The organism is Breznakiella homolactica (assembly GCF_016616095.2).
GTDB lineage: Bacteria > Spirochaetota > Spirochaetia > Treponematales > Breznakiellaceae > Breznakiella > Breznakiella homolactica.
Genome location: NZ_CP067089.2, coordinates 2,866,412 through 2,885,757 on the forward strand (window position 1 = coordinate 2,866,412; position 19,346 = coordinate 2,885,757).

Here is a 19,346-nt window from a genome sequence, read left to right on the forward strand (position 1 = left end):
CGTTGAAGGGATTCCATATTGCCTTTATACTAACCCTGTCGCAGACGATATCTAATTATTCATTGAGAGTACAATTATGAGGAAGTTTTACACTGCAGTCTTACTGATTGTGTTCCTGTCGGCGGGAATCTCGGCCCAGTCAATTATCAATCCTTCGGATTCGTTTTATGAAGATCTGAAGGTTTGGGAAACCCTTGGCCTGGTATCCAATCTGCCGCCCCTGCGCCCGTATCCTGAGCAGATGGTAAAATCCATCCTGAACCAGGTGATGGAAAGCAGCAATCCGGTCCAGCGGGAAAGGGCGCGCGCCCAGTATGACCGTCTGTTTTACAGACCCGTCCGGGTGGCCGCGGAGGGAATCGGGACGTTCAGCATGAACAACCATTCCGACACGGCAAAACAGGCCGATATGAGCCTTATTTTATTCGGAAACTATTCATTCCGCAATATTTTTTCCCTGGCCTATGATCTGAACATTCTGCTTTCAAACAAAGACCCGGGAGAAGAAATTACCCCCGCGAATTCAGCCTACCCCCACGATACGTATGCCGACAGCGCTGAAATCGGCCCCATGAATGTGTATACCAGTTTCAACACCGCGGCGGCCGTGGGGACCGAGAAAATGTGGTTCCAGGCGGGGATGAACCGCTCATCCTGGGGTGATTTCTATGACAACGGCCTTGTAATCGGGCCGGACGCCTTCCATACGGGCAATATGTCCTTTGTTATCAACGAAAAAAAATGGAATTACACCCTGGCAATGTTTATGCTGTCCGCGTCCCCAGATACGGGCAATATATACGACAGCCCCCATCCGGAAAAATTCATGTTCATGCACGCAGTTGAGTTCAAACCTCTTAAATGGCTGAGTCTTTCCTATTACGAAAATGTTATTTACGGCCAACGGTTCGACCCGCTGTATTTGCTGCCCGTTTCCCCGTATATGATCTCCCAGCAGCTGACCGGCGCGGATGACTACAATCTGCAGATGGGTGTATCCTTTAAGATAAAGCCTTTCAGCGGTTTTTCATGGGCGACGAATTTATTCCTGGATGACGCCAACTTCAACGATATTATCCGGCTTGACTTTGATACGAAACTCAGGATAGGGCTGCAGACGGGAGTAACCTGGATACCGGAGGTACCCATGGTTTCGGCGGTCCTCTTCGACTACACTCTCATAACCCCGTATACCTATACCCATTACGATTATTCCGAAGACAGGGTCAACTACCAGAATTATACCAACAAGGGCCGGAGTATCGGCGCGTCGATTCCGCCGAATTCCGACCGGATAACCCTGACGGGAAAATTCGAACCGATTAAGAACCTCAGGGTGAACGCGTCCGCGGTGTTTATTCGGCACGCGAACGTAAACGAATCCCTTCCCTGGGATGTGGCTAAGGAATATCTGGATTACACCTATGATCCCGAAAAAAGCGAGAGCATCGATACCAGCGGCGGGATAATGGATTCGCCTAACGCGGGAAAGGAATATCTGGATTACGCCCATGACAATCTCATGTTTATGGAACAGGAAACGAAGCAGTATACGGTTCAGCTCGGGCTGGACGCGGCCTGGGAACTGCCCCGGTTTAAATACGGCAGTCTGAGCTTCACCGCGGGATACGTATTTGAGTTCATCTACAATGACGGTGTCAGTAATCCGATATATACCGGAAGCGAGCTCGATCTCAGCACCAATCCTACTGAAGCTCAGATAAAACAGGCGATTGAGAAAGCCAAGTCGGTCTGGCGGAGCAACCTGCGCAACACGATCAACAATTACTTCACCCTGGGCATAAAATTCACGTATTAAAAAGAAGCTGGGCCGCCGCTATACGCGGCGGCGTTCTTCAATTATTGAGTTCATCCTGCGGATGAACTCATCCTTGGAAAACTGCTGAACATGAGCTGCAAACTGTTCCCTGTCCTGAAACCGGGGTTCCATAGATTCAAACGCGTCCATGGCCTTGATCAGAGACATGGGCGTTTGTTCTTCAAAAAATAATCCCGTAACATTTTCCTTGACCGTGTCCAGAACCCCGCCCTTGCGGTAGGCGATCACCGGACAGCCGGCGGCGTTGGCTTCCACGGGGATAATCCCGAAGTCCTCAATACCGGGAAACAGCAGAGCCTTTGCCCGGGAAAAATAATCCGCGATATCATCATCCGAAACACGGCCGACAAAGGTAACGAGCCCCGACTGTTCGTATTCCCGGATATCTTTTTTCCGGGCTCCCGCCCCAAGGACAACCAGCTTTCTGCCGGAAGCGATACACGCGTTGATCGCTATGTCGGCCCGCTTATAGCCCACAAGCTGTCCGAAGAAAAGATAAAAATCTTCGGGATTGCGCTGCACCGGGAGAAACCGTTCAATCGCGACGGGAGGAAAAACCACATCCGAGCCGCGGTTGTAATACCGGCGGATCCGCTTTGCGACGTAATTGGAATTCGCAGCGAAATGATCGACCAGATTAGAGGAGGTAACATCCCAAACCCGCAGGGAAGGAATCATGCGTCTCATTAAAAACCGCACAAGAAAATTACTGTCCCGTAAATACTCATGGTACATGTCCCATAAATAGCGCATGGGACTGTGGCAGTAACAGATATGGAAAGCGTCCGGATTGGGAACCACCCCTTTCGCGGGGCCCGACTCACTGGAAATAATGAGGTCGTATTCCTGGAGGTTGAATTTATTGAGGGCCCTCGGCATAAAGGGCATATACTTCTGGTACAGTTTTTTTGCGAGAGGAAGGTAATTTATATAGGACGTGTATACCCTGTGGGAATTGATCAGGTCCGACACGGCATCGGGATCGTAAACATGGGTATATATATCAGCGTCCGGAAACATTTCCAGAAGGGTTTCGAGGACCTTTTCCCCGCCGCGCATAGTTACGAGCCAGTAATGGACAATCGCTACTTTCATGTTATCTCCCCGAGAATGATCCCGGCTGTTTTTTGATATGTATAAGTATCACGCTGCTTTTGCGTCAGCGCAACCCGCGGCGGGATTCCATTTCCGCAGAGGAGCAGAAGCTGCTCTTTTAGGGAGAGAACATTTCCGGCTTCAAAATAACTGACCGGAAAACCGCGGTAGATTTCTTTAAACACCGGAATATCCGAAACAAGCGCCGGTGTGCCCTGGCTCATGGCCTCAAGCGGAGGTATCCCGAAACCTTCATACAAGGAAGGCTGGACCAAAAGCGCGGCGTCCCGGAGATATGTCAGAAGTTCGTCGTCGGAAACATGGCCGGTAAAGGATACACCCTGGAAGGCATCTTTCCGCGGGGATGCGGTGATTTCCGTATCCTTTGTACGGAAGTTCTCAGCGCTTCCCACAATAACGAGATCCATGCCGAGCCCTTCCTGCCGGGCCGCGGCAAACGCCGCCGTCAGAACAGAAAGGCCCTTCTGTTTTTTTATGTTTCCGATGAAGAGCAGGTATTTTCTCGGTTTCCCGGAACCCGGAGCAAGCAGGTAATTGGAGATCCCATTGTATGTTACGAGCACCGGCTTTTTCGTACCGAAATAATGCTGTATCCGGCTTCGGGAAAATTCCGAAACCGTAAATATACATTTTGATCGGCGTACCGCGCGGCGGTAAAAAAACATCCGCAGGATAAGTCCGATTTTTGACGTCAGCTCCGGCATATCCGGAAACAAAACATCGTGTATCGTGGTATATACCGGAATCCGCACACCGGAGGGAATATTAAAATACGGTGAATAATAGGCACCGCAGCTGTTAACCGCCCTGCGGACTTTTCCGGGCATGCGGGTTAATTCCTTTATGGAAAAAGGGTTATCAGTATACTGGAAAATTGTAACGTTGGGGGATTTTATTGGGACATACTTCTGCAGCACCTTCTCGTCACCAAGCAGCAATAGTTCATTGCCCGAACTGACAAAAAACGGCAGGCACTCACGCAGATAAACGCCGATACCGCTGGATTCCACTACCCTGCAGTCAATTGCTATCTTCATATTTCTGAATCATAAAATCAGCGATCCGTTTTCCCGCTTCTCCCGGATGCTGCCAGGCAGCTTCCTTTGCTTCGCGCCGGGCATCGGCAAGACCGGTACTGGCACCGGCGGATTTTATCACTTCGCCGATACGGTCAAATTCTTCCTCTCTCAATTCAACACCGATTTTCTCCAATGTTTCATACTGCCAGAGCGGATGGCCCAGGTCATACGCGTCATAGGGACGGAGATCAAACTGCGCCTTCACATATATAACCGGTTTATTGAACAAAAAGATGTAGTCATACACAATTCCCGAGAAATCGGAAATCATGATATCCGCTTTCGAAAGGGAATAAATATTGTCATTCGCGTAATCCCATTCAAGATTCTCCGCGTCTTTGTACCGTTCCGTCAGCCGTTCAAGCATTGGAGCTTCGGATTTTTTTGACTGAGGATGGGGCCGTACGATAATGCGCCATCCTGTTTTTACCAGAGGATCAAGCAGTTTTTCCCCAAAACGGTTTAATATACCCGAAGTCCCCCAGGAGGGAGAAACAAGGACGGTAAACTGGTGGACCGTTTCAGGAGTCAGCTGACCTATTTTCTCTTTATACACATCGAGGTAGGAACACCCCACGGTTACCAGTTCCTTTTCCGGCAGATTACGCTGCTGTTCAAGGAGTCGTATATCCGGAGCCTGGAAATCCCCGGTAAGAAGGACTGAATTAAAATAATCGAGGCCAAACAGACGGTACAGGGTCGCATCACTGGGAGCGTGCAGTACATGAGAATAGTGTTTTACCCGTTTTGACCGTTTCAGCTGATACACATCGAGGCCGGGGGTCGTCATCAGTACAACATCCGCCTCAAGCAGATTAAGCCGGGCGAAGGCGGTATTTCCCGCGCCGATATACTCGCTTTTTATATGCTGATAATTCTGTTCGAATACAGGATCATCTTCCGCTGAGGTAAAGTAGACAACATCGACACCGCGTTTTTCAAACTCATCTGTCACTGGTTTAAATACGTTCCAGTACTGTCTTCCTTCACAGTAAATAACATACGGGTACCGCGCGGTGTCACCTTTCGCCGACTTACCGGTTAATATAAACTTAAGCTTTATAAAAGCCGCCTTCCCCAAAAAGTACAGTGTGGCGACCACACCGATGAGAATTGAGAACAGCATGCTGCCTGTACCGGGATCGATATATAAAAGGAACAAATTCATTTCGCTCTACTCCAATTGTTTTTATCGAAAATATTATCATGCACAAAAACCCATTCATCATCTTTGATCTTGAATGTATTCTTGTTGTGTTTTTCTGGTTCCCATGCGTGATTAATTGTTATCCAAACTCCGTCTTCTTTTCCTCCCGAAGTCAACAAATTTCCGGTAAACGGATTAACGGGATGTTCATCAATTCCTGCAAGAACCATAAGAGGAACGTCGCCATTTGTCATAAATGTCATATCCGTTACCAGGGAACCATGAGCACCGAAATCCTTTTCCATAAGAATAGGATTGTATTTTTCCCGCCGCTCCCCGGGAATATCAAGCTCTTCATCCGCGATATGCGCATTGGAACTGCCGCCGTGGTCCGCGACGATGATTATTCGTGTATTATCGTATACACCATTTGCCTTTAGGGCATCGAACCACCGGCCCAAGGCACGAAGCGCCGCTACAGTGCCGTGATAATATCTATTCTTGGCATATTCACCCGACCCCAGCTGTGTTACTTCAGGAACCGGTATATATTCGGGATACTGCAGAAGTATAGGGCTATGGGGTGATTCGTTGGTAATTAATACAGCACTGCTTTTTGCTGAAGTATAAGTCGTCAATCGCGGCAGATAATCAAGTACAGCGTAGTTATCTATAAATCCTTTCTGGCTGTTTTGAGTATCATTTGAGTTCCAGTATTTACCCTGATCATAGACAAAAAACCGAAGAATAACAGGCATTTGTTTTAAAAAGCTGAAAAAGATAGTATTCCGTCTGATAGCGGAACTGGTAACTTCGGTTTCGGAAAATCCGTGCTCCTGATACCATACGCTGGTAAAATTTCCGATCGTATTATACGCGGTTATCCCTTCCTTGCCGGCATAGGGACGGATATCCGACTTAAAACTGTAATTAGACCAGGAAGGATCGGTGACGGTTACATCAAATCCGTTTTTAACAAGAATGGTCGGAAGAACGAGCAGTGCTTCATTGTGTTTGTCTTTCATGGTTTCGTTCGGGCGGGTGTTCATTCCCTTTGGGGAATATTCATACCCTCCCCAGATAGGGGGAGCTCCCATATGGGTATGGCCTCCGAACGATATTGTGTTCGGGAACAATGTAAAACCGTCAAATTGACGATACAGTTCCGGAGTTTCTTCAAATATATATTTTACGAATCCGTTTACAGTGCCATCGAGCATAACGACTACAACATTCTGTTTGTCTTTTGAAAGATTAAACAGCGGCTTTATTTCCCGTTCTACAATACCGGATGACTGCCTGATTTCTTCATATTCCTTAAAATCCCTGTTTATTACCACACTATTGTAAACAGAAACCGCGGCAAATACCACACAGATAATTCCGGCGGCGGTAGATACAATTTTTATTTTATTAATTTTGAATAACACCAGCAAAAGAACAGCCACTAATATAAGAACAAAAATATTAATCAGATCCAACACACCACCCGCGTTAAGAAGTGCTGGGTCAGTAAATGTAAAGGTAATAGAAATAGTTCCATAGTTGCTGGGAAAAAGAAAAGCATTGCAGACAGCAGAAAAGCCGCAGACTGTTGCCAGGACTGTAAGCATTGTCTGAATTTTTTTTGAAAATAAAAAATATATACACAGAGGCCATACAAAACAAAATCCCATTGACTGAAAAAAAGTATTAAAAATAAAAGCCATCGGGTTTGTATACGCGTCAATAAAACTGAATTCCTGCGGCGAAGAGGCAATTACAAGAGAAGGGAGTACAAAACCGGTCAGCAAAGTACATGAGACACACATAAGAAAAAAAAGCCGTGTCCGTCTGGCTGAATCCTCAACAAGACCGGCAAACACAGTTTTAAACGCATACCGCAGCAGCTTCAGCAGAAGAGGTGCTAGATACACGATACTGATCACAGTTACCATTAAGATCCGTTTTGAGAACATGCCGGTACCTATGAACAGCAGATATATATTCATAGCGGTAACACAGATACAAAGCAAAACATACAATGCTTTGAGCGGATTTTTCAGTTTATAAAAAATATTCTTGATTAATGAAAATACATTGTTCATCGTCCAGTACAGAACGAGCCCCGCCGGAGAATTGTACAGCAGTACTAAAAATACAAGGGCCATCCCGTAGATCTGGATTTTTTCCTTTGCCGGAAAACCTTTTGTATATATAGCGCCAGCGATACAGTTGATGACTGTCATCGCGATCGGCAGCACATTGACGGTAAAGCCTCCGATGGACAGCATTCTATCCGGCATTCCCAGATCACGAATAAAGAAGAAGGAAAAACCCTGGACCGCTTCATTGTTCGAAAGGAATGAAAAAGCCGCCATGAAAAAAGGAATCTGTATCAGCAGTCCAAAGGAGCTGCGCAGCGCCATCATCGGATGGTAATGATTCTGCCGATAATATGCAGACAGGATCATATACTGTTCATCACCTTTGAATACAGCCTTAATACGGTTGATGGTTGGTTTAAGCTTGTTCTGGGTATCCCGTTCAGTCTGCTGCCACCGTTCAGCGACTACATAAAGCGGAAGGCAAAACAGTGTAACAGCGGCACTTACTCCGATAATCGAGAGACCGGGATTTTTAAACAGCTTGAAAATGACAACATAACAGACTTCAATTATTTGATAGAGCGGATATATGAATATTGAATATAAAGCATTGATCATTTTTTCAGTTTACTCCAATTCGACTCTTTAAAAATGTTATTTTTAACAGTATACCACTCATTGTCCGTGATTTTAAACCCATTATTCAACGTCTCCCGCACACCTTTACCATTACTGAAAGATATAATAGAAGCGGCGTTTTTCTCATCTATGGTAAGTGTCCTTATTTCTTTTTTGGTAAAAGGGTTTATGGGGTTATCAATCAGCCCTTCCATTGCTAGAGCAGGGACATCGGCATTGGTCATATATGCATAGTCTGTCCGGAACGATTCTTGCGAATTAAAATCCTTTACTAACAGCAGCGGATTAAAATATTCTTTTCTTTTTCCCAGATTATTTCCCTCAAATATTTTCGATTCCAAAGTCGCAGCGCCATGATCAGCTACAATAATAATACGAGTATTGTCATAAACTCCTTCCAGCTTAAGATAATCAAGCCATTCCGCGACACGTTTTAAGGCAGCAATATTGGTATGGTATGTTGAATTGTGCGCGTACTCGGAAGTACCGAAATCGGTAACCGTATCAACCGGTACATAATCCGGAGCCTGGAGAAAGTTAGATTCGTGAGTCATCTCGTTATCAATAATGGCAAAAAAAGGTTTTTCGTTATCGACTGATGTAAGCTCAGGTAAATAATCAAGCACAGAGTAATAATTGATAAGATCCATCTTATCTTCAATATCGATATTTACGTTCCACCAATCGGCATACTGAACAAGAACCCGAAAAAGCATAGGAACTGATTTAAAGATACCGAAAAAAATAAAATTTCTTTTTATTAAGGTGCTTTTTATAGGTATAGGATCCATATTGTTTTCATGGAACCATAAGTCAGAATATACTCCCTTTGCGGTAATAGGTGTTATTTCAGGATATGGATCGAACATTCCAAAAACCGGAGGTATATCATAGTTAGGATACGGCGGATCTATGACGGCGGCGTTATATCCATTTTCAGAAAATATAATACTTTGCAACATAAGAGACTCATTATGCTTTTCAGCCATTGTAATATCCCTGCGTTTGTTCATTTCAAAAGGGGTGTATTCATAGCCGCCATACAGCGGCGGTGCCCCTTGGATTGTCCAGCGGGAGAAAGAAATAGTATTTGGATAATAAACAAAGCCGCTGTAGGCCGCCGTCAAATCGGGACTTTCCTCAAAAATAGCCGGCAGAAAAAGACTTATTGCGCGGTCAAGCATAAAAACTACAACATTTGGATTGTCTTTGGAGAAATGAAAAATAGGCTCTATCTCATCCTTTTGCGGTTCTTTTGATGCAATATCAATATTATTAAATGCTTTTTGTATTTGTACTGTATGTACAATCGATATTATTACAAGAGAACTAAAAAGCATCAATAAAACAGGCTTTAATACTTTTTGCTGTGGAAACTTAACAAGGAAAAAGATAAGCACTGCTGAGATTAACAGAGCTGCAGTATTTCCTAAGAACTGCATTATAGTTGGAATAAAAACAGGATGTTCCGTAAAAACCAGTTGGGGCAGAATTGTTCCGTAATCACCGGAGAAAAGAAAACTGTTAATCAGCGCTCCGGTAGCGAATAAGACCGAGGAAATAGAAAAAATAGTTTTGATTTTCTTCGGAAATAAAAAATAAATACACAGTGGCCAGAAAAGAAAAAAACCCGCAGCCTGCTGCAAACTATTTCCAAGGAAATACATGGGTGTTGTATAGGAGTCAATATAGGAATACTCCACAGGAGAAGAAACAACCAAGAAAGATGGAATAACAAACCCAGTTAACAGCCATATTATAAGGAAAGACATTAAAAATAAAGCGAAACGATTCTTTGAGTCTGAAACTAAACCTGACAGAATACCATTCAGCAGCCGGCGTATACCCGCAATAATAAAGGGCAGTACCAGAATAACAAAGGTAAGACCTATCATTACTACAGCAATTTTTTTATTTTTCAGAGTCAATGTATAAAAACAACAAAGTATCGAAACAATGGAAATAAAAATATAAAATACTTTGAGCGGGTTTTTAAGTTTATAAAAGATATTTTTTATCAGTGAGAAAATATTATTCATTGTCCAGTACAGAACGAGCCCCGCTGGTGAATTATACAGAAGGATCAGAAATATTGCGGCCATCCCGTATATCTGGACTTTTTCCTTTACCGGAAATCCCTTTGTATATACAGCGCCGGCTATGCAGTTGATAAGTGTCATCAGTATTGGGAGCACATTTACAGCAAACCCACCAATAGATATAAGCTTGTCCGGCATCCCCATATCACGGATAAATAAGAATGAAACTCCCTGTAATGACTCATTCTTTGATAAGAAAGAATACGCTGCTATGAAAAAAGGGATTTGAATCAGCAGACCAAAGGAGCTGCGCAGGGCCATCAGCGGATGGTAATGATTCTGACGATAGTAAGTCGACAGAACCATGTACTGCTCATCACCTTTGAATGTCGTTTTTATCCGGTCCGTATACGGTTTAAGTTTTCGCTGTGTATCCCGCTCAACTTGCTGCCATTTTTCTGCTACAATGTATAACGGCAGACATAACAAGGTTACCGCCGCACTAACACCTATCACTGCTACCCCAGGATTGCGAAAAATCACATTTACCAAGACATAAATTATTTCAATGATCTGCACAAGCGGATAGATAATTAATGTGTACAAAATATTCATTCTAAATTTTCCTTACGGAGGAATTAGCACCCTTTTCCTATTTTTATAGTCCGGGTCATTAATCTAACAAAGGATTTGTTACCCAATTCCTGAATAGTAATGAGTTAAGCTGAACAGCACCTTGATCATAGGTATATTTTTTAAGGATCAAAGAGGGGTCCTCCACGGTCTGTTTCAGCATCTGATCAAGATCAATATCCGGATTAAACGGATCGATGTAATGAACCGTATCGCCGTATATTTCCGGAAGTGAAGCCGCACGGGCAGCAACAACATTGGCACCAACTGATAACGCCTCAAGCGGCGGAATACCAAACCCTTCATAATAAGAAGGAAAAATGAACGCAGCGCAGTTCTGCATAAGCACCTTTACCTGACCGTCACTGATATAACCGGTAAACAATATATTAGGCAATTTGGAAAGTTTTTCAAGCTCCGGGGGAATAAGCCCGGAAATTTCTTTTCCGGAGATCACGAATAAATCATCGGTATGATTTTCTGCATACGAGGCAATCCACGCAAGATTCTTGCGGCGGGAAAGACTGCCCAGTGTAAAATAATATTTCCTGCCGGACAAACAGGAAAACTTTTCAAAAACAGAGTCATCGGAATTGACAGTTTTAAAGTGATCCCAACCATTATAAATGACGGAAATACGTGCGGGATCAACATTATAATTTTCAATTATTCTGCTTCGGCTGAATTGGGAAACAGTAATAACATGCCTGGCTCTTCTCGCAATTACCCCGTACATAAAACAGTCAAAAAGCCGGATCAGTTTATCCCGCCGTGACTTAAAATCTTCAGGACAGTCTTTAGCGTAAATATCATGCAGAAAGGCGATTCCCGGTTTAAAAACCGGACAAGTATTTGAAAAACTAAGGGGAATAAGTTTATGCAGCAGAACGAAACACTGAAACGGCCCCTGCACCCAAAGGGGAAATATAGTACACTTCATGCGGCTTCGGATAACGGAAATATTAGAGTATTCAGGAATTACTGGGGCATTTTCCGGGATAAATATCCCAATTTCACCAGTGGGAACTAACTTGTCCAGCCGTGCGCAGATTTCATAGGCGAAGCGTTCCATCCCTGTCCTGCTTCGGCACAGAAAATCACCGTTAATCAGATACCGCATCACCATTCCTATGGAAATAAAAGTAAAGATTTCTCACACTGGTATTTTCTATCTTCCTGTTTTGGAAAAGAACAAAATTGACAAAGGCAGGCTTATTATACTGAGGATTGATTTTTTCTGCTAAGACAGTTCCCGGACGAAAAAGCCCCTCAAGATCATATGTTTTTTCCGCAAAAGATATCATTGGATCCCATATCCAGGTTAACCTGTCCGCATCCATGGAAATGATCATCAGTATACTGCAAAACGAACTTTTCATATTATAAAGATTTTTCATTCTTTATCTCAAAGAAACCAAAGTACTATTGAGCAGAATGCATTTTATTATATTCGCCAATCCACATGACAAAAATATTCCAGGCTTTCGCAGATAAACAGATAAGGGTTCCCGGGAATTGCGGGTATATTCGACGGAAAAATCATTCTCTGTCAGAGTGTCATGGAGGGCATCACTAACGACGAAAATATGGTGGGTATGCTGATGGCTGTCAATGTGAAGAGGAAGATGAACCAGACCACTGTCAAGAAGCCGCCAGATCTGCGCGTAAATTTCCATTGACAGTTTTTTCTGAGATGTTTCCGTTTTTTGATGGTAAAGAAATATAAAAAGAGGGAAATCCAGGTTGTTTTAAACAAGTCCTGTCCATCAGCGAGATCAGGAAGTAATTCCGGAGAAACGATGGAGGTACCTTCCAAAAGATTTAAATGGACTGAAATTTTTATTGTATGGGGAAAGGATGATTCGGCATTTCGTAGTTTTTCCGCACAGGTTCCGAAGCACGGCAAATTCGGGATTACACTGATGCTGTCCAGCAGCCCTTCCGAACACAGATCCAATATATCCTGTGACGCATGTTCGGAAACCGCAAAATCATCGGCGTGTATAAAAATCTCTCCCATATTTCTATTCAATCCGCCGGTCAATAATATACGGAGGCTTTGAGGCCTGAAAAAAGAACCGTTTCCTTAAGAATCGCCGATACGGAAGACTGTTTGTAGTTGGAATTCCCCAGAAACAGAAAAAGGCAAACTGCCTAAAGCGCTGCGATTTCGTCAAGGAACCTCTCCGTTATGGCCTTCCACTCCCGGCCTTCAAGGTTAAAGGAATAGTTTTTTGTATGCTCTGCGGCGGCTACTTTTACAGCGGCAATAAAATCATCGTATGAATACGTTACACAAACCCCGGATTCTGCCAGCTTCGGAGTATCGTGATACGCTACAATCGGTTTCCCCGCGGCCATTGCCTGATAATACTTGGCTGTGATTCCCAGCGGCCGGTCCTCATAGAATCCGGTTTCATACGGAACCATCACAACGGAACAATTTGTAATCCACGCGGGAACCTCCGCAGGTGGGATACCCGGAACGTACAGCAAATTCTTATATTGAAGCGATTTCTTTTTTATTTGTTTCGGCGGATAGTTCGGACACACTACAATATAATTAAAATCAGGGGTTGCATCGGCGGCTCTGAAAAGGAGCTCCCATTCGACACCCCAGGCGCCTACATACAGAATGGTATTATTCCGCCGCAAGATGTCAGGGACGGGATAACTTTTTTTGTAGGATTCGATATCAATTCCATTTGAAAGAATCTTATAGGAAACGCGGCAGTCGAATTCAGGTAGTTCCTTCCGGTACGCCGAGAGCCCTTCCTCATTTACAAGCAGTACCAAATCGGCCGCGAAGAGCATGATTCTTTCCAGTTTTTTTACCCTCTCGGGCACTCCGCCGTATACCATTGGATCCGAAGGGCGGTAGACAATCTTCGCGCCGGGAAACCGTTTTTTAATTTTGTCAATTAAAGCAATGCCCTCACAGGATTCGAACACAAAACAATCCGTACCGGCTAAGAACTTCCGAGAGAAGCGGTTGAACGACTGGAGAGAAGTACGGAGGAAGAAATTCATTAAAAAATCGGGAAGCAGTTTTCCTGCGGCATCGGGAAGCCTGAAGGTTGGCAGTGTTATATTCAGTATGGAAGCTGTGGAGGCCGTATCCGTGGTTGATTTTGTATCAACTGAATAATTATCCTGTGACTGGATAATTTTATAAGACACACCTTTTTTTAATTTTTTAATTATGCCGGGATTTATCTGCTCCCGGTTCATCAAATATCCGTAATATGGCCGGGGAAAACTGAAAAATACAGTTTCAATTCCATGAAGCGCTGAGGACTCGGCGAATTTATGAAACCCGCCCTGCCGCTTCGTGTCCCAGTTATGAGCTGTCACAAAAGTGATTTTCCGCATAAAATATTAATCCCTTTTGTATATATCCCGGGAATAGACTTTCTCTTTTACATCCATAATTTCTTCTGTAATCCTGTTCGCGAGGATCACATCGGATTGCCGCTTAAACTCAGCAATATCATCAATAATGGGAATATCACTAAAGCTGGTTCCGCCGGCGGAGGGTTCATAAATCATGATTGATACTCCGGCTTTTTTCAGCCGGTCAATAATACCCTGAATAGCCGACGCCCTGAAATTATCGGAACTCGCTTTCATGGTCAGACGGTAAATTCCAACCGTATGCGGCTGCCGGCTAAGTACCATCTCGGAGATATGATCTTTTCTGGTTTCGTTTGATTCGACAATTGCGGTGATAAGATCATTGGGAATATCCGCATAGTTTGCCCGGAGCTGTTTTGTGTCCTTCGGAAGACAATATCCGCCATATCCGAATGAGGGATTGTTATAGTAATCACCGATCCGGGGATCGAGACAGACGCCGCTGATTATTGAATGGGTATCAAGCCCTCTGAGTTCAGCATAGGTATCCAGTTCATTAAAATACGCCACCCGGAGCGCGAGAAAAGTATTGGCGAATAGCTTTACAGCTTCGGCGTCGGTTGGGGCCATAAACAAAGTCGGGATATTTTCTTTTTTCGCACCCTGCTGCAGAAGAGAAGCAAAAGTTTTCGCTTCCTCCGTGGTATCACCGACAATTATGCGTGAAGGGTACAAATTGTCGTACAGCGCCTTTCCTTCCCGCAAAAATTCCGGTGAAAAAAGAATACACAGCCCGGGATGTTCTTTGCGCATCCGTTCTGTAAACCCGACGGGAACGGTTGATTTTATAACAACTACCGATTGCGAGGATATAGTTTCTATATCACTTATTACCGATTCTACACTGACAGTATTAAAGAAATCTTTATCAGGATCATAGTCGGTTGGAGTTGATATGATTATGTAATCAGCGTTGGTATACGCTTCATTTTTATCAGTAACTCCACGAAAATCAATCTTTCCGGAAGACAAGAATGCCTCTATGTCGCTGTCCGCAATCGGCGAATGGCCTTTATTAAGCATGGAAATTTTTTCTTTAGAAATATCATAGGCAGTTACACGGTTATGCTGAGCAAGAAGCATTGCATTCGCAAGGCCGACATATCCGGTACCGACAATGGTTATATTCATATTTTGAACTCCTACACAAACATATTAAATAATTTATTATAAAGTGAGGCAATTACCTCAATTGAATTTTTTTCTTTAACAATCAGAAAAGCTTCTTCACCTTTTTGTTCCAAAAGGCTAGGATCTGTTAAATAGTCATTCAGCACATGCAGTATTTCTTCTGTAAGTTTATCTTTATGATCTTCTGGTGAATTATATTCGTAAGAGTAAAAAAAGTCATGGGATTCATACTCTTTCAAAGTTCCGATTAATGGACTGATAACTGTTTTTTTATTACTGAATGCAAGAAAGATAGTTCCAGAATTCAAACTGCTTTCAATGTCATACGGAAGAACAACGACATCATTTTGAGAGAGTAAATTGCAAATCTCATTATCAGGTATAAAATTAAAAAGACATTTTATTTTTTCATTTTTTACGGATTTAAGCAATTGTGATCTATAAGCCGGATCAGTACAGTTACCTGCAATTAACAATTCAATTGGCTTATCTTTTAAAGGATTAATAATATCTATTAACAAGTCTACATTTTTGTACTGATTAATATGACCAATATATAAGAGCTGTAAATTCCCACGTGGCAATTCTTTGTTAATTATTTTACAAGAAGGGTATGCCTCAATATAATTGGGATGAGGAATTTTATAAATTTTTTTCTCAAGGAAGCTTGTTTTTGGATAAATATTCATTAATACCTGTTTCGTTTCGTCTGACAAAATAATAATTTTATCAGAAAAAAAAAGCAGTATTTTCATTATAATTAATGATAATTTTGCACTGTTATCTTTTTTACTTTTTATATGCGGCTTTTTGTTATGTACTACCCAAAATATTTTTTTTTTAAAGAGTTTTATTAAAGATAATTTTAATAATTTCTTAAAAAACTCTGAAATTTTATTTTTACCTAAAGTTTCGAACCAGTTAAGAAGGAAAAAATCTGTTGAAAGAAATTCCCTGAGGGAATGTGCTATACAGACACCAGCAATTTCTATTGCTTTTTTCTGTATATTAATGTACTGGTTTTCAGAATTGTCAGGTGGATAAATATATATTTTTTTCATATAACAAAGGTTTTTATTTTGCGAACCCATTAAGTCGATTTAAAATTTTATATTCATTTTCAATATACATATCTTTATTAAAAGAGTTATTATTTACCAAATTAAACAAGGCTAATAATTTTCGAAATTTATATACTATTAGTTGTTTTCCGCGATACTTGTGAGTTATCTTAAGATTGTGCCATTTTGTTTTTCTGAGAAAATAAAACCAGATGTTTTTCAGAGGATAAAGGCATTCACAATGCCAGGGTTTTTCATAACCGGTAAAGTGAAGAAGACAAGGATTTAAAACCGCTTCATCAATATCCGGATGGTATTTTTCATGAATAAACATAAGGTTTTTATCACCAAAATATTTAAATTGAACATTATAGCGGGGATGTATATATTTCGTTTTTCCATTAAGGATAACATTAAGGGCATCTTGGTCATGTGCTATACACCGATCTGGATATTCAGCAATAAAATCAAGTGTCTTTCTTTCAATATTATGAGTTCTCCAATATTCAAGATTAATAAGCATAACACCAGCATTAAAATACCCTGAATTTATTGGGATTTTCAGGCGGTTGTTGATGCGGATATCATCATTGTAAATATCAGGAACAACACCCGCCGCAGAATCAGATATATCTATATTCCAAAGATCCAGAATTTTGTCTATGCAGATTATATCACCGTCAAGATACAGGATTTTATTAATTGATTGGGGTAGAATCGTAGGGAATACGATTCTAAAATAGGTTGCAATTGTTATATGGTCATGGACACGGATAGGGCAATGTTCCAGTGTTTTTTTATTAACAATATAATAAAATACTTGAGAATACTTTTTAATCAGACATTTATTTAAATCTTCTTTACTTTTATTAGAAAGTTCTTCAGAAACAACATGAAAGGTAATATTAATATTGGGATTTGTATATAATAAAGAAGTGATAAGAACTCCTGTCGGAATAATATAATTATTATCCGTACAAAGCACTATATCGACTGTTTGCATGAATGAGTTGCTCTCCTTTTTTGAGTTTCTCAGAAAATATTTTTACATTAATAACTGTTTCAGTATATTGTTGCTCTGTTATAGTGTTTATTTTTTCCTGTAATTCAAAAAGACTATCTATGACAAACCCTAACTTCTTCTCAAGAATGAAACCCGCAAGAGCACTTTTAGCCCATAAAATCACAGGAATACCACTTACAATATAAAGGGAAACCTTATGGGGTGAGTTTAATTTTAAATATTCACCTATAGCCCCACTACATGTTTCCAATGATTCACCATCCCATACAAGACCAAAGCCACCGATAATTACAGCAGGCAATTCATCCGGACGAAAGGATCCATTATAGAAAACATTTTCCCTGTTGGGAATTTTTTTATTAAAATCACCATACAAATTAAATTTAATATCATTACCCAACTCAGGAATTTTATTAATAAAACCAGCTTTTGCTAAATTTCCAGCAAATGCGATTCCATCTGATTTTTTATGTTCTCCGGCCTTATTATCAAAAAGATAGTCAAACAAAAATACAGGCGTCAGCTTCTTAAGCTCAAATCCATTTCCAACATAATATTGCACCATTCCCTGATTATGGACAATCAAATGACTACCAAGTTTCAAGAAAGACAAATCATTTTTTTCCTTTATTGGATCTTTATATCTAACGCCATCTATATCATGAATTATAAATGTTATTTCAATTTTTTTATTTTGCATCAGATATTCAAATATTTTTATTTGCCATGCAATTTTTAACTGAACCCGTTCAAATGGATATTGAATAAAAAGGGAAGAACCCATAGTGAGGCATGAGAAAAAACGTCGAAATGCAAAATAGGATTTAATATTCGCTAAAATTTTACTGAAAAAAGTCAGCAGAGGCCCATGCGGTTTTCTAACGAACTCAGGAATTCTCACTTTTAATGAAACCGGAATGTATCCACAGGAAAGCAGGATATCAAGTACATCATTTCTAGCTTTCGGGCCAGCGTGGTTTTTTTCCGCATGGGGTTCAACCATAATATAGCGGCTAGAATATTTTTTCTGTATCATTTAGAACCTTTTCAATCACATCATCCATGTCATAATACTTGTAATCTGCCAGTCTTCCTCCGAAAAAAACATCTTTTTCGTGACAAGCTAATTCTTTATACTTATTATAAATAGCATTATTAGTATAATCGTTAACCGGATAAAAGGGATCTGCATTTTCAGTCCAGTCACTAGAGTATTCTTTTGAGATCACAGTTTTGTTTTGAGCAAAAAAGGGTGATTCTGGCTCAAAGTGTTTATGTTCAATAATTCGTGTATACGGTTCATTCATCGATGTATAATTTATTACAGCATTGCCTTGATAGTTCGAGCAATTCAGTATTTCTGTTTCAAAACTTACTGTTCGGTATTCAAGTTTTCCAAATTGACAGTTATAAAATTCATCTATTCTGCCGGTAAAAACAATTTTATCAGACACAGTTGACCAATAATCTCTGTCGTTAAAAAAATCCGTATTTGTCCTCACTTCAATATCTTTAAGTAAATCATCTATAAGTTTATTATACCCACCAATGGGAATCCCCTGATAAGTATCATTAAAGTAATTATTGTCAAAAGTAAATCGTACGGGAAGACGCTTTATGATGAAAGCCGGCAGCTCATTACATGGATGTCCCCATTGCTTTTCTGTATATTCCTTAATCAGAATTTCATAAATATCTTTCCCCACAAGGGATAATGCCTGCTCTTCAAGATTAAGCGGTTCTATAATACCGGAATCTTTACGCTGTCTATCTATTACAGCCATCGCTTCATCGGGAGTTCTGGTACCCCATAGTGAATAAAAAGTATTCATATTAAATGGCAAATTAAAAAGCTTCCCATGGTAACTGGCTAAAGGACAATTGGTATAACGATTAAACGAAACAAAATTATTTACAAAATCCCATACCATTTTATTTGATGTATGGAAAATATGTGCGCCGTACTTATGAATATTAATATTCTCTATCTTTTCACAAAAAAGATTGCCCCCATTGTGGGGGCGTTTATCTATAACAAGAACACGTTTCCCAGATTGTTTTGCTTTATAGGCAAAAACACAGCCGTAAAGGCCGGAGCCTACAATCAAAAAATCATATTTCAACACTGACTCCATC

The 19,346-nt window shown here is 41.2% G+C and carries 16 protein-coding genes; 1 reads left to right on the forward strand and 15 read right to left on the reverse strand.

What is annotated here, in order from left to right:
* Window positions 1-76: 76 nt before the first annotated feature.
* Window positions 77-1,819, forward strand: coding sequence for a hypothetical protein (locus JFL75_RS12965; RefSeq protein WP_215627095.1), 1,743 nt, complete (start codon window positions 77-79; stop codon window positions 1,817-1,819).
* A gap of 18 nt (window positions 1,820-1,837) precedes the next feature.
* Here the strand turns inward: JFL75_RS12965 and JFL75_RS12970 are convergent, their stop codons facing one another.
* From JFL75_RS12970 to glf, 15 genes are all read right to left on the reverse strand, one after another.
* Complete coding sequence (locus JFL75_RS12970; RefSeq protein WP_215627096.1) at window positions 1,838-2,935, reverse strand: glycosyltransferase; 1,098 nt, start codon at window positions 2,933-2,935, stop codon at window positions 1,838-1,840.
* Window positions 2,932-3,993: a glycosyltransferase family 4 protein gene (locus tag JFL75_RS12975; RefSeq protein WP_215627097.1), complete on the reverse strand. Its 1,062-nt coding sequence runs from the start codon at window positions 3,991-3,993 to the stop codon at window positions 2,932-2,934. The genes JFL75_RS12970 and JFL75_RS12975 overlap by 4 nt, the downstream gene beginning before the upstream one ends.
* Window positions 3,977-5,203 (reverse strand): CDP-glycerol glycerophosphotransferase family protein, encoded by a 1,227-nt coding sequence (locus tag JFL75_RS12980; RefSeq protein ID WP_215627098.1) that lies wholly within the window; start codon window positions 5,201-5,203, stop codon window positions 3,977-3,979. The genes JFL75_RS12975 and JFL75_RS12980 overlap by 17 nt, the downstream gene beginning before the upstream one ends.
* The gene (locus JFL75_RS12985; RefSeq protein WP_215627099.1) at window positions 5,200-7,887 is read right to left on the reverse strand and encodes a YidC/Oxa1 family membrane protein insertase; all 2,688 of its coding nucleotides are present in this window, start codon (window positions 7,885-7,887) and stop codon (window positions 5,200-5,202) included. Before JFL75_RS12985 ends, JFL75_RS12980 begins: the two co-directional genes overlap by 4 nt.
* Window positions 7,884-10,562: a YidC/Oxa1 family membrane protein insertase gene (locus JFL75_RS12990; RefSeq protein WP_215627100.1), complete on the reverse strand. Its 2,679-nt coding sequence runs from the start codon at window positions 10,560-10,562 to the stop codon at window positions 7,884-7,886. Before JFL75_RS12990 ends, JFL75_RS12985 begins: the two co-directional genes overlap by 4 nt.
* Window positions 10,563-10,620: 58 nt before the next feature.
* A complete protein-coding gene (locus tag JFL75_RS12995) occupies window positions 10,621-11,652 on the reverse strand; it encodes a glycosyltransferase family 4 protein (RefSeq protein WP_223292651.1) in 1,032 nt (343 codons plus the stop codon).
* Window positions 11,653-11,683: 31 nt separating this feature from the next.
* Window positions 11,684-11,932, reverse strand: coding sequence for a hypothetical protein (locus JFL75_RS13000; protein WP_215627102.1), 249 nt, complete (start codon window positions 11,930-11,932; stop codon window positions 11,684-11,686).
* A gap of 48 nt (window positions 11,933-11,980) precedes the next feature.
* A complete protein-coding gene (locus tag JFL75_RS20980) occupies window positions 11,981-12,238 on the reverse strand; it encodes a hypothetical protein (protein WP_432756665.1) in 258 nt (85 codons plus the stop codon).
* The gene (locus JFL75_RS13005) at window positions 12,130-12,600 is read right to left on the reverse strand and encodes a ChbG/HpnK family deacetylase (protein ID WP_215627103.1); all 471 of its coding nucleotides are present in this window, start codon (window positions 12,598-12,600) and stop codon (window positions 12,130-12,132) included. Before JFL75_RS13005 ends, JFL75_RS20980 begins: the two co-directional genes overlap by 109 nt.
* Window positions 12,601-12,734: 134 nt before the next feature.
* A complete protein-coding gene (locus JFL75_RS13010; RefSeq protein WP_432756657.1) occupies window positions 12,735-13,952 on the reverse strand; it encodes a GumK N-terminal domain-containing glycosyltransferase in 1,218 nt (405 codons plus the stop codon).
* A gap of 6 nt (window positions 13,953-13,958) precedes the next feature.
* Entirely contained in the window at window positions 13,959-15,125 is a 1,167-nt protein-coding gene (locus JFL75_RS13015) for a nucleotide sugar dehydrogenase (RefSeq protein WP_215627105.1), read from the reverse strand.
* Between the two features lie 11 nt (window positions 15,126-15,136).
* Window positions 15,137-16,186: a glycosyltransferase family 4 protein gene (locus JFL75_RS13020; RefSeq protein ID WP_215627106.1), complete on the reverse strand. Its 1,050-nt coding sequence runs from the start codon at window positions 16,184-16,186 to the stop codon at window positions 15,137-15,139.
* A gap of 13 nt (window positions 16,187-16,199) precedes the next feature.
* A complete protein-coding gene (locus tag JFL75_RS13025; RefSeq protein ID WP_215627107.1) occupies window positions 16,200-17,189 on the reverse strand; it encodes a glycosyltransferase family 8 protein in 990 nt (329 codons plus the stop codon).
* A complete protein-coding gene (locus JFL75_RS13030; protein ID WP_215627108.1) occupies window positions 17,155-18,246 on the reverse strand; it encodes a glycosyltransferase in 1,092 nt (363 codons plus the stop codon). The genes JFL75_RS13025 and JFL75_RS13030 overlap by 35 nt, the downstream gene beginning before the upstream one ends.
* On the reverse strand, window positions 18,224-19,336 hold the full coding sequence (glf, locus tag JFL75_RS13035) for a UDP-galactopyranose mutase (RefSeq protein ID WP_432756658.1): 1,113 nt from the start codon (window positions 19,334-19,336) through the stop codon (window positions 18,224-18,226). Before glf ends, JFL75_RS13030 begins: the two co-directional genes overlap by 23 nt.
* Between the last annotated feature and the right edge of the window lie 10 nt (window positions 19,337-19,346).